Raw genomic sequence first — 11846 nt, 5'->3', positions numbered from 1 at the left:
CAAAATCAGATAATTATGCTAACAACAGTCGAACGACAACTTATTTGATATCTAGTGGAGTACACTATTCATGTCAGCTTATGACACCATCTGTATAATGGCAGCCATTGCTATCCTTATATCAATTATTAATCACCGTATCGGTAAGTTTCAGCCGACCATTGCCATCACTGGCTGGTCAATAGCAATATCATTTATTCTCTTAATATTGAGTAAATTAGGCTATATACCATTGAATGATGAACATGAACTGATTCAAATGGTACAAGGTGTAAAATTTGATGATTTCCTACTCAAAGGAGTATTGGGTTTCCTCCTCTTTGGTGGAGCATTAAATATTCAGTTACCTCACCTTAAAGATCAAAAGTTTGAAATATCATTTCTAGCACTTGTTGGTACTGTTTTCTCAACCTTCTTTATTGGTACTGTGTTGTGGGTGCTATTTAAAATTTGCACCATTGATATTGATTTTATCTATTGTTGTTTATTTGGCTCACTGATCTCACCAACCGATCCAATTGCGGTATTGGCCATTGTTAAAAAACTCAATGCACCTCAACGGATCTCGACCCAAATTGAAGGTGAATCACTGTTTAATGACGGTGTTGGCTTAGTTATTTTTGTTACTCTGTTTGAAATCGCATTTAGTAAAACTGCCCCTACGGTATCAAGCACTGCACTGCTGTTTATCCGTGAAGCATTAGGCGGTATTGCGTTTGGTGCAGTACTTGGGGTGGTATTCCATTTCTTAATTAAAACCTCACATGACAATATGTTCCGCTTAATTTTAACCATTTTAATTCCAACATTTGGTTATGTGGTAAGTGAGCATATTGAAGTTTCAGCACCGCTTGCGATGGTTGTTGCGGGTATTATTATTGGTAACTGGACCCGTAATACGATATCAAAAGAAGCTTCTCATCAGATCTCACATTTATGGGAACTGGCCGATGAAATTTTAAACGCGATTTTATTCTTGCTGATCGGCTTTATGATGATCACCTTTAGTTTCCACTTTATTGATATTTTGGCAGTGGTGATTGCAATACCGCTAGTATTACTAAGTCGTTATCTAACGATTAAATACTCTTATAAAGTATTTAGCCGCCACCGTCGCTATAACCCACTATCGATTAAAATATTAACGTGGGGAGGATTACGTGGCGGATTAGCGCTAGCAATGGCAATGGCGATTCCAACCGGAATACCGATTGGGTTTAGCCCTGATATTGATGTTAAAGAAATCATTGTATTAATGACTTATGCCGTGGTGATTTTCTCAATCATTGTCCAGGGTTCCACAATTACCCCAATGATTTATCAAGCAAAAGCTGAACAAGAAAAAATGGATCAAACTGCTGCTGATAGCGTCTCAACCACAGAGCCATCAACATCTGATACCGATAATCGTTAATCGTTAATCGTTAATCGTTAATCGTTAATCGTTAATCGTTAATCGTTAATCAGCATACTGGCCACCGCCAATAACGGTGGCCTTTTTATTCCAAGGTTGCTGAAATTAAACATTAATGTAATAAAAATGTTGACCACTGGAAAATTAATCATATGATGATCATTACTTATTAATTAACCGTTATGACGCTTATGAGCAAGGATTGCACTCTCGTTGAATGGAGCAAAGATCGCATTTGGTATTGCACGATGCCATACCGCGTTGCAGGTGCGCCAATTGACCATCGAATGACAATAATTCGATTGAATAACAATAAACTGTTTATCCACTCTCCTATTGATATTACCCCAAAACTACAGCGACAGATTAGCCAATTAGGTGATGTTGGTTACGTGGTCACCCCGAATAAAAGTCATAATATTTATCTTTCTGATTGGTGGCTCGCTTATCCTCAAGCCTATTTTTATGCACCGCCAGGACTCATTCATAAACGCAGTGATCTTACCTTTGATGATGCCCTTGGTAATAAAACACCCTATCATTGGCAAGGACAATTACTGCAAACCGTTATTCGCGGCAGTGATACGATGGAGGAAATTGCTTTTTGTGATCCTCATTCACAAACGCTTATTTTAGGTGATGCTTTAGCATGGATGGTAGAAAGCCGTCACCCACTGACGTTTGCTATTGCGGTTCTCAATGGTTGCTACTTTAAACCAGCAATGCCGTGGTATTGGCGTATTACTTTTCAAAACCACACCCAACTTCGACAATCAATTCAAGAAATTCTCACTTGGCCTTTTGAGCGTATTATTCTGTCACATGGGAAAGTCATTGATAATAATGCCAAAGCACATTTCTCGAATGCATTCAGTTGGTTAATGGCACATAAAATAAAGATTACCACCACCAAAAAAGCATAAATAAGCTATATATCGATTATTTAAATAGATAGGCCACAATAGATATCAATTTATGTGCAAGATCAATATCGCCACTACTCTAAACGTGCATAGTAATTATAATAATGATAACAACACCCATAGCGATATTTATTATGCTCAGTCGCTAGAGTTTAGGAGTTAATTAATGAACTTATTGAAACTTTATTCTCGTGATATTCTCGGTCTTAGTGTGGTTGGATTTTTTATCCTTAGTGTGCTTGGCTTGATTTTCGGTACCATTGCATTATTCAATTATGTTAGTGGTGATACGGTATTAGCAACATCAAATGCTCAACTTGCAGTATTACATATTGCTTTTATTATTCCGGCACTGATCATCGGCCATTATATTAATCGCCCATCTTGGGTTGCCGCTGTAGAAAAACTAAAATTTACGCGAGAAATAAAATAACGCGACACTGGTATATTCACTGACGCTGATTAATATTATTCTTCTGCAAATTTCTGGCGTAATAACGTTACCATTGCGCGCGTTTTTTCAGGTAAAAAACGCCGCGATGGGTAAACTAAGGTCATCATAATATCGGAGTAATTAATATCAGTTAACACTTGAACTAATTTCCCTTGCTGTAAAAATTCCCGCATTAAAATAGTCGGTAATAATCCTATACCCTGCCCTAAACTTGCCATATGTTGAATCATATTAATATCTTCTGATACCAGTCGTATTTTGGATCCTTCCGGCAATAAAGTCGCATTATAACTGCTGGTTAATAACCAATGCTGCTGCAACTCTGCCATATTTTTAGGCTCTGAGTGCTGCTGTAAATAAGCAGGTGATGCAAATAATCCATTGGTCGAGGTTAAGAATGTTTGCTGTACATAATCATGGTTAATAATTTCAACCATATTTGGCAATAACTGCAAGTCAATATTTTCTCTTTCTAAATCAACACTTTTTTGCAAATAAACTAATTCCAACCTCACCAATGGAAATTGGCTAACATAGGTATTTAATACTTCAGCAAACATCGGAGATGAAATAAAAGAGGCTGTCGCCGCTAATCGTAATGTGCCTTGTAAACTATTTTGCTGGCTTTCAAGTAAATTGATTGCATGATTAACATCCGTTAATGGTTGGCTGATATGTTGATACAGTAAGCGCCCATTTTCAGTTAATTCTATGTGACGCGTAGTACGGATCAGTAACTGACAATGAAGCGCTTTTTCTAATTCTTGCAACCGACGACTGACTTTTGAACGTTGTAATCCATGCACTGTCGCAGCCGCACTAATACCACCATGCCTTACTGTTAGCATAAATAAATACAGGTCATCCATTGATGCTTTCATCAAAATATCCACTATTGTCCTATTTTTAGTACGTAAGTGTCACATTTGTTGCAGTATTTAATCAAGCTCAATATTTTTATACTGAATGCTTGATCATGACCATCGGAATATTCTATGCCTAATTCTCATACCACTTTTCAACGTTGGATGCGTTGCCTTATTGTGCTTTTTATTCTACTGGTGACTTATATTGTTATTGCTGATAGATACGTTCCATTAACCAGTGAAAGTCGTGTTCAAGGTTATGTTGTACAAATAGCGCCTCAAGTATCAGGAACAATTACCCAAGTCGATATTAAAAATAACCAACCCGTATCCAAAGGCGAGTTGTTATTTCGTATTGATAATCAAAAGTATCGTTTAGCCGTTGATGAAGCGCAAGTTGCATTAGAGCAAGCTCACCAACAAGAACAAGGGTTATATGCACAAGCCAATGTAGCTAAGGCTAATATTGCCACCAGCCAAGCTAATTATAATAATGCTCATCGTGACTTTATCCGTATAAATCAGTTAGCCAAAAAAAATCTTGTTTCAGCATCAATGCGTGACAATGCTTATGCAAAAAATGAAACCGCATTGGCTAATTTAGCCGCGGCAAAGCAACAGGCGGTGGTAATCAACACCCAACTGGGGCCTAAACTAGGTCAAAGTACTATCGTCTTAGCAGCTGAAAATGCCTTAGCGCAGGCAAAACTGAATTTAGCCCATACTGATGTCATTGCTCCTAGTAATGGTGTGATCACTAATCTTCAAGTAGATATCGGTACTATGGCAAATGCCAATCAACCGATGCTGACTTTTATTCCTACAGATTCAATGTGGGTAACGGCGGATTTTAGAGAAAAATCTATTGCTAACTTCCATGACCATTCAAAAGCTTATGTCGCTTATGACGCTTTACCTGGTCAAGTATTTCCATTGACCGTTAATAATCGTGATTACGGTGTTGCTGCTGCTCAGCAAATGGCTAATGGTCATCTTACGCATATCGACACCAGTAACCGTTGGGTCCGTGATGCACAACGAGTACGAGTTAATTTCACCAGCCAACAACCATTGCCTCCACAACTCTTTGTTGGCTCTCGTGCAACAGTTGTTGTCTACCCACAACATGATCCTATATGGCAATTATTAGCCAAAATTGAAATCCGTATCGCCAGTGCACTGCATTTTATTTACTAATTCAACTACGCCATTAATACGCATGGTAATGAATTTACGGAGTCACTACTTATGAAAACAATGCGACTTTGGTTTGGCTGTGTCGTTGGTCTAGCTATTACGATGATATTTGGCTGGTCATATGGATTTTTCGCAGCCTTATTACCAATAATTATTATGACAAATGCCGATCATTGGCATTGGAATAGTTTTCAGCAACTCATCGTTGGCGTTGTTTGGGTCACGATTGAAGTCAGCTTTATTAATGGTTTTTTTCAATCATCGCCCTTACTGTTAACGGTTGTAGTAGGAATATTTTTCCTCGAAAAGTGTATTGCGATGAGCCATAAAAGCAGTTATTTATTTGGCTTTGTCGGTTTACTTGTCGGCTCAATTGCCCTCAATTTTGCCAGCTATAGCAGCTTTGATTTGGAAGACTTTTCAATTACCTTGTGGTGCTGTGCACTTGTTACTGTGCCTATTTGTGCTTTGGCCTATTTTTTATTCCCAGATCCCATCGTTGAACAGGCAGTCGATACAACTCACGATGCACAACGTTACGACCATATCGGTATGATAAGACAAACCGCACTAGGATGGATCATTGCCATGCTGGCATTTGTGGTATTTCAAATAGGCGATCTTAATGACTCATTATCAGCCCAAGCCTCTATTATTATTGTACTAGCACCAATGACCTTAATTGGTTCATTGGCTGCTGCTAAAATACGTATTATTGGTACTTTTCTGGGGTGTTTAGCTGGGTTAATTATTCAAGTCGGACTCTATTCATGGTCTGATAACGGCATACTCTTTATTATGGCTTATGCTATTGCTGCGGGTTTTTTCTGCTCTTGGCTATCACTTGGCACAATTAAATCGAGTATTGCTTTTTCGGCAATGTCAGCATTAACTGTACCGCTTACCAGTTCATTAATTCCCAATAAAAAAGATGCTGTATATGCTATTTTTTATCGATTTAGCTCTATTGTTGTTGTGGTTGTTTTAACTTCTGTGATGATCTGGATTATTCATCATTTTCTTATCCGTGTGATCAAATCACCTGATGAATCTTTTGGGCACCGATAATAATTGTTGAAACAACCAGACGTTGGTTGTTTCAACAATTACCTCATAAAAACAGAATATAAAGACGATAAAAAAGCCTCCAACGTTGGAGGCTTAATACACTATTTTTATTACGCCAAGTCATCTTTGGTTACACTGACACCTTTAATCTGAGCAAACACTTGATCACCCACTTTAAGAGCTAATTCATCTGCAGCCCATGCGGTAATGTTGGCCCATAAATGGGTCTCACCAATACGCAATTTTACTTCAACCTTCTCATCATCAGCATAATGAATTTTATCAACTCGAGCCGCAAGAATATTACGAATACTGCTGGCTTGAGGATAATGGCGCGCAATTGAAACATCGTTAGAAAATATTCGAACACGTACCCATTCCCCTCGTTGATGAGGCAATTGTGTTACCCACAATGAAGCATCATGACTAAGCATCACCTGAGTAAGTGCATAACGTGGATGATTAAGGTTCACTCGCGCGCTCAGCAACGAACTCTGCTCTTTTGCTGGTAACCAAGGACGCATTTCAGGTGAACTCCACACCGAGTTAACATGACCTGAAATTAATACCTTACCCTGATTAAGCATCACCATTGAATCTGCTAACCGTAAGATCTCATCTAAACTATGGGTGACATAGATAATCGGCGTATTTACTTCTTTCGCTAGTTTTTCTAAATAAGGCATTAACTCTTGTTTACGTGGCATATCAAGTGAAGCTAACGGTTCATCCATTAGCAACATATCGGGCTTGGTCAGTAATGCGCGCCCTATTGCCACGCGCTGTTTTTCACCGCCAGAGAGTGAAGCCGGATAACGCTGTAATAATGATGATATCCCCAACAGTTTAACCACATCATCAAAATGCTGTTGGTCTGGGTGCTTAACGCCGTAATTCAAATTGCCTTTAACGGTATAATGTGGAAATAAGCGAGCGTCTTGAAATACATAGCCGATATTACGTTTATCTGCACTCAATGCGATCCCTTGTTGGCTATTAAACAATACCCGCTCACCAAGCTGTATATAGCCATTATCGGGATGACTAAGCCCACTTAGAATATTAACTAACGAGGTTTTACCTGCCCCTGAACGACCAAAAATAGCAGTGATCCCTTGCATCGGCACATCAAGATCAATCGCTAATGCCAGATCTCCAAGTTGCTGAGTAAAACACATTTTGAGTCGTTTTTGGTCGATGTTAGTGTTCATTACGCTGCCCCTAATCGTTTTCTGGCAATACGTGTCAGCCATTCAGAGGCAAATAGTGATAATAATGCGATAATAATGGCAACCACACACAGGCGAGCCGCTTCACTTTCTGCACCAGGGGTTTCAATAAAGGAGTACATCGCTAAAGGAATGGTTTGCGTTTGACCAGGAATATTAGACACAAAAGTGATCGTCGCGCCAAATTCACCCAACGCACGTGCAAAGGCTAAAATAGTACCAGTTAGGATCCCTGGAATCATTAACGGTAAAGTAATGGTAATAAACACTCGCATAGGCGATGCGCCTAAAGTACGTGCTGCTTGTTCTAGCTTCTTATCTACCCCTTCCAATGCTAATCGAATTGAACGAACCATCAATGGGAACGATACTACAGCCACTGCCAATGCTGCACCACGCCAACTAAAGCTAAAACTAAAACCAAACCATTCATATAACAATTTACCAATCGTACCTTGACGGCCCATAGTGATCAGTAATAAATAACCAATGACCACTGGCGGTAACACTAAAGGTAAATGGATCAGCCCATCAAATAAGGATTTACCCCAAAATTGACGTCGTGCTAACACCCACGCACAACCAATGCCTAACGGTAAACTAAAGAACACTGCCACACTGGCAATTTTCAAACTTAATAGTAACGCTTGTAATTCATATTCAGTGAGCACTAACAACAATCCTGTAGCGTTTTGATTCGTTATAGCAATAGCATAGGTAATCATTGACTTTCAGTCAGCAATGATTTGATTTCTGTGCTTTATTCGCCGTCTTTTTAAGCATAATCACGTAAAAATATAAAAGGCACTTAGTTTTCACTCAGTACCTTTATTGTTCATTCACAAATGAGCATTGTCGCTAATTATTGCTGTGTAACCTGATCAAAACCATAAGATTTAAAGATAGCTGCAGCTTGAGGTTGCTGTAGATACTGATAAAACCCTTTTGCTGCTGGAGTAACATTGCCTTTCACTAATGCCATTGGGTAGACAATCGGCTTATGTGAATCTGCGGGGAATTGATACACTGTTTTTACTTTTTTAGAAATCTCAGCATCTGTTTTATACACAATTCCTAGTTGCGCTTCACCACGCTCAACTAGCACTAATGCAGAACGGACATTATTTGCACTGGCTAATAATGGCTGTGCTTGTTTCCATACCCCTAATGATTCTAATGCTTGTTTTGCATAAATACCGGCAGGAACATAATTAGGATCCCCGACCGCTAGACGTGTGCCGTCTAATGCTTTAGCTAAATTCCAACTCGCACTTACTTTGATCTTATTCTGTGGATACGCTAATGGTGCGACCATCACTAAGCTATTTTTAACAATATCTTTACGAGTATTAGCTACAATTGCCCCTTGCTGCTGCGCATAATCCATCCACTTTTCATTAGCTGATAGATAAATATTAGCTGGCGCACCTTGGCTAACTTGGCGGGCTAATGCTGATGATGATGCAAATGATAACGTGGTTTCAACACCCGTTTGCTGTTGATACTTCGCAGCAATTGCATTAAGTGCATTAGTAAGCGATGACGCAGCAAATACCGTCACTTTCTCAGCAGCTAAAGCAGGTTGTGCAAAAAGAGATAATACAGCGGCGGTAATAACAGCAGATTTTAATGACATAACAGACTCCAAACGATTTCGATATATAGTAATGTATACATCGAAATTTACCAAGGATAACTTGATACTAATATCACCACCCATATTTAAGCTTCGGTAACTATCACCGCCGCATTTACTCTCTATTACAATAAAGAAAGAGATAAATTTAACAAAATAAGTTTTTTATAATTAACGATTTCTATGCACAAAAATAAGCATATTATCAATCAAATAATTAGTGGTTTTTACTACATAATATAGTGAGTAGTATATGAAAATTCTGATCCATGTTAACCAAGCTGAACGTTGGGAGATTGCGTTAAATAATGTCAAAAACATCATTGCAATGGATAACACAGCAATCATTGAATTAGCATTAAACGGAGAAACTCCCGCTCTTGTGACGTCTACAATGCTGGCACAAAATAAACAAACCGAGATTATTAACGATTTCCTACACCATAATGTCATGATCACTGTATGTCACCATTCGCTGACTGCATTAACTATTAGTCCTAAACAGCTTCTTGACGGCATCGAAATAGTACCCTCTGGTGCCTATGAAGTTGCTCTTCGACAGCATCAAGGGTTTGGGTATCTTAAACCTTAACTTCAATCTAAAAAGACATACCAAGGTGTTCAATTTTAAATCCTGTATGATTGAGTATTCTAAAAGCAATCGATTACTATTTTTGAAATTGAGCATCTTTATACCTTTTATTTGTTAAATCAACCTTGCCAACAAGATCTCGATCACAAATAAAAGTAATCCGTGAAATAGTTATTTTCATTCATTTATTGCACTGTATTATCGGCAAAAATCCATCGTCACGGTAATACATCATGTTTAAAAAAACGTTACTTGCTGTTTCTTTAGCTGCCACTTCACTTATTAGCGCATCTGCTTATGCCATCGAAAATGTCGATTTGTTAATAAAAAACGCGACTGTTCTCACCATGGATCAAGACAAAACTGTCTTTGATAATGGCTTAGTCGCCATCAAAGGCAATAAGATCTATGCTGTTACTGATGGTACAAACATTAGTGAATATAAAGCCGCTAAAATAATTGATGCTGATGGCGATATTGTTATGCCAGGTCTAATTAACTCCCATACTCATGCTTCGATGACGGTTTTCCGTTCAATGGCGGATGATGTGCCCGATCGTTTACACCGTTATATTTTCCCATTAGAAAAAAAACTGGTTTCGCGTGATATGGTTCGTATTGGCGCACAACTTGGTAACGTGGAGATGCTAAAAGGCGGCGTCACTACTTACGCTGATATGTATTATTTTGAAGATGAAGTTGCTAAAACTGTAGATCAAATCGGCATGCGTGCGATCTTAGGCGAAACCATTATTCAATTCCCTGTTGCAAGTGCAAAAACACCGGAAGATGGTATTAAGTATACCCTTAATTTTATTGAGCAATATAAAGACCATCCACGCATTACTCCTGCATTTGCACCACATGGTCCATACACTAACTCAACCGAAACACTGCAAACCATTGCTAAACTATCACTTAAACACGATGTACCTGTGATGATGCACCTTGCTGAATCTGATCGTGAGCGTGAAGTTATTGCCAAGCGTTCAGGTGGTCTATCGCCAATTCAATACATGGAATCAATTGGCGCATTAAACGCTAACTTCTTAGCAGCCCACGTTATTGATGCTAACGATGAAGATATCGCTATTTTAAAAAAACATGATGTGGGTGTGGCTCATAACATGAGTGCGAATATCAAATCAGCCAAAGGTGTAGCACCAGCATTAAAGATGTTTAATGACGGATTACGAATTGGTCTAGGTACTGATGGTCCAATGTCTGGTAATACCTTAAGCACCATTGATGAATTTAACCAAGTAGCAAAAGTACATAAACTGGTTAATAAAGATCGTGCGGCAATGCCTCCAATTAATGTGATTGAAATGGCAACGATTGGTGCAGCACGTGCTTTACATATGGAAGATAAAATTGGCTCTTTAGAAGTTGGTAAGCTAGCTGATATCATTGTTATTGATACCAAAGCACCAAATATGATCCCAGTTTATAATCCTTATTCAGCATTAGTATATTCAGCTTACGCGACCAATGTTAAACACTCAGTTGTTGACGGTAAGTTGCTAATGGAAGACCGTAATATTCTTACTGTTAATGAGAAAACAGTGCGAGATGAAGCATTAAAATTTGCAGATGTCGTACGTAAAGCGGTCGTTGAAAGCGGCGAAATTGTACAATAAATTTACACCAGTTGTGGTAGAAAAGAGTGTATTGCACTCTTTTCTATTTTAATCACTCGCATGCTATGCGTGCAATACCTCTAATCGTTGGCTGCACAACCGCTATCATTTTTTGCATTTTTTCATATTGTATTTCTTCAATCACAAATCCAGCATCAGTGATCGATTGTTCAGTAGCTCGATTTAAGTGACAATTATCCGCTACTCGACGCCAAATAAAATTTAGCCGTTGCTGCCAATGATAGCACTGAGATCCAGGTTCAGCGGCAACATGCTCTAAGAAAATAAACCGCCCAGTTGGTTTTAATACTCGCTTAATTTCTTGCAAAGATGCAGCAACATCTTTCACTGAACAACATACTAACGACACAAATACATAATCAAAAAAATCATCATCAGCTTCAATAGATTCCGTTGAGCATGATAATACTGTCGCTTTCATCTCAGATTGTGATTGGAGTTTTTGTTGTAACTGCATTCGCATATGCTGATCGGGCTCAGCTAAATAGAGTGTTAACGATGGTTTAGACGGATACAAGCCTAAACTCGCTCCTGTGCCTGCACCTATTTCCAACACATTGCCATCTACATTTTCAAGTAATGCTCTACGCCATTCAATCAAACAAGCTTGTTCAGTATATTGCATTACTTTGTCATAAAACAAAGCGCTAAAAAAAGACATAAATACTCTTCGCAATCATAAATGATCACCATAGCATGTAAAAGGTCACAAGCAGAGGCTTAAGCCGCTCTTTATTGTTTTCAATCAGCCTAAACAAATGTAAAAACTTGCTAATAAATAGTGATAAAGATAATATTAACAATAG

12 protein-coding genes are annotated in these 11846 nt (G+C 38.5%); 7 read left to right on the top strand and 5 right to left on the bottom strand.

Annotated elements, in window-relative coordinates; translation table 11 throughout:
* Positions 1 to 70 precede the first annotated feature (70 nt).
* The 3 genes from PAND9192_RS05805 (at position 71) to PAND9192_RS05795 (ending at position 2770) form a co-directional block, all read left to right on the top strand.
* On the top strand, positions 71 to 1414 hold the full coding sequence (locus PAND9192_RS05805; protein ID WP_200817779.1) for a cation:proton antiporter: 1344 nt from the start codon (positions 71 to 73) through the stop codon (positions 1412 to 1414).
* 191 nt (positions 1415 to 1605) lie between these two features.
* Entirely contained in the window at positions 1606 to 2337 is a 732-nt protein-coding gene (locus tag PAND9192_RS05800; RefSeq protein WP_087853512.1) for a DUF4336 domain-containing protein, read from the top strand.
* Between the two features lie 166 nt (positions 2338 to 2503).
* Entirely contained in the window at positions 2504 to 2770 is a 267-nt protein-coding gene (locus PAND9192_RS05795) for a hypothetical protein (RefSeq protein ID WP_061000047.1), read from the top strand.
* A 35-nt stretch (positions 2771 to 2805) separates the two neighbouring features.
* On the opposite strand, the gene PAND9192_RS05790 is transcribed toward PAND9192_RS05795, so the two are convergent.
* The gene (locus PAND9192_RS05790; protein WP_061000045.1) at positions 2806 to 3672 is read right to left on the bottom strand and encodes a LysR family transcriptional regulator; all 867 of its coding nucleotides are present in this window, start codon (positions 3670 to 3672) and stop codon (positions 2806 to 2808) included.
* A 114-nt stretch (positions 3673 to 3786) separates the two neighbouring features.
* Between PAND9192_RS05790 and PAND9192_RS05785 the strand changes: the two genes are divergently transcribed.
* Positions 3787 to 4854 (top strand): HlyD family secretion protein, encoded by a 1068-nt coding sequence (locus PAND9192_RS05785; protein WP_087852959.1) that lies wholly within the window; start codon positions 3787 to 3789, stop codon positions 4852 to 4854.
* A gap of 51 nt (positions 4855 to 4905) precedes the next feature.
* On the top strand, positions 4906 to 5922 hold the full coding sequence (locus PAND9192_RS05780; protein WP_087852958.1) for a DUF2955 domain-containing protein: 1017 nt from the start codon (positions 4906 to 4908) through the stop codon (positions 5920 to 5922).
* Positions 5923 to 6032: 110 nt separating this feature from the next.
* Here PAND9192_RS05780 and modC read toward each other — a convergent pair whose 3' ends face one another.
* The 3 genes from modC to modA all read right to left on the bottom strand — a co-directional run bounded on the left by modC (position 6033) and on the right by modA (position 8787).
* Entirely contained in the window at positions 6033 to 7133 is a 1101-nt protein-coding gene (gene modC, locus PAND9192_RS05775; RefSeq protein ID WP_061000039.1) for a molybdenum ABC transporter ATP-binding protein ModC, read from the bottom strand.
* Positions 7133 to 7822 (bottom strand): molybdate ABC transporter permease subunit, encoded by a 690-nt coding sequence (gene modB / locus PAND9192_RS05770; protein ID WP_061000068.1) that lies wholly within the window; start codon positions 7820 to 7822, stop codon positions 7133 to 7135. The genes modC and modB overlap by 1 nt, the downstream gene beginning before the upstream one ends.
* A gap of 191 nt (positions 7823 to 8013) precedes the next feature.
* Positions 8014 to 8787 (bottom strand): molybdate ABC transporter substrate-binding protein, encoded by a 774-nt coding sequence (modA, locus tag PAND9192_RS05765; RefSeq protein WP_087852957.1) that lies wholly within the window; start codon positions 8785 to 8787, stop codon positions 8014 to 8016.
* A 253-nt stretch (positions 8788 to 9040) separates the two neighbouring features.
* Between modA and PAND9192_RS05760 the strand changes: the two genes are divergently transcribed.
* Both PAND9192_RS05760 and PAND9192_RS05755 read left to right on the top strand, forming a co-directional pair.
* A complete protein-coding gene (locus PAND9192_RS05760) occupies positions 9041 to 9379 on the top strand; it encodes a DsrE family protein (RefSeq protein WP_061000034.1) in 339 nt (112 codons plus the stop codon).
* Positions 9380 to 9612: 233 nt separating this feature from the next.
* Positions 9613 to 11019: an amidohydrolase gene (locus PAND9192_RS05755; RefSeq protein ID WP_087852956.1), complete on the top strand. Its 1407-nt coding sequence runs from the start codon at positions 9613 to 9615 to the stop codon at positions 11017 to 11019.
* 52 nt (positions 11020 to 11071) lie between these two features.
* Here the strand turns inward: PAND9192_RS05755 and PAND9192_RS05750 are convergent, their stop codons facing one another.
* Positions 11072 to 11701, bottom strand: coding sequence for a class I SAM-dependent methyltransferase (locus tag PAND9192_RS05750; protein ID WP_061000030.1), 630 nt, complete (start codon positions 11699 to 11701; stop codon positions 11072 to 11074).
* Positions 11702 to 11846: the final 145 nt, after the last annotated feature.

The sequence above is a fragment of the Photobacterium andalusiense genome, from assembly GCF_900185625.1.
Taxonomy (GTDB): domain Bacteria; phylum Pseudomonadota; class Gammaproteobacteria; order Enterobacterales; family Vibrionaceae; genus Photobacterium; species Photobacterium aquimaris.
This window is presented reverse-complemented; position numbering and strand designations above follow the sequence as displayed.

Coding starts and splice junctions, on each gene's coding strand:
- PAND9192_RS05805 (WP_200817779.1), top strand. CDS start 71: ATGTCAGCTTATGACACCATCTGTATAATGGCAGCCATTGCTATCCTT.
- PAND9192_RS05800 (WP_087853512.1), top strand. CDS start 1,606: ATGAGCAAGGATTGCACTCTCGTTGAATGGAGCAAAGATCGCATTTGG.
- PAND9192_RS05795 (WP_061000047.1), top strand. CDS start 2,504: ATGAACTTATTGAAACTTTATTCTCGTGATATTCTCGGTCTTAGTGTG.
- PAND9192_RS05790 (WP_061000045.1), bottom strand. CDS start 3,672: ATGAAAGCATCAATGGATGACCTGTATTTATTTATGCTAACAGTAAGG.
- PAND9192_RS05785 (WP_087852959.1), top strand. CDS start 3,787: ATGCCTAATTCTCATACCACTTTTCAACGTTGGATGCGTTGCCTTATT.
- PAND9192_RS05780 (WP_087852958.1), top strand. CDS start 4,906: ATGAAAACAATGCGACTTTGGTTTGGCTGTGTCGTTGGTCTAGCTATT.
- modC (WP_061000039.1), bottom strand. CDS start 7,133: ATGAACACTAACATCGACCAAAAACGACTCAAAATGTGTTTTACTCAG.
- modA (WP_087852957.1), bottom strand. CDS start 8,787: ATGTCATTAAAATCTGCTGTTATTACCGCCGCTGTATTATCTCTTTTT.
- PAND9192_RS05760 (WP_061000034.1), top strand. CDS start 9,041: ATGAAAATTCTGATCCATGTTAACCAAGCTGAACGTTGGGAGATTGCG.
- PAND9192_RS05755 (WP_087852956.1), top strand. CDS start 9,613: ATGTTTAAAAAAACGTTACTTGCTGTTTCTTTAGCTGCCACTTCACTT.
- PAND9192_RS05750 (WP_061000030.1), bottom strand. CDS start 11,701: ATGTCTTTTTTTAGCGCTTTGTTTTATGACAAAGTAATGCAATATACT.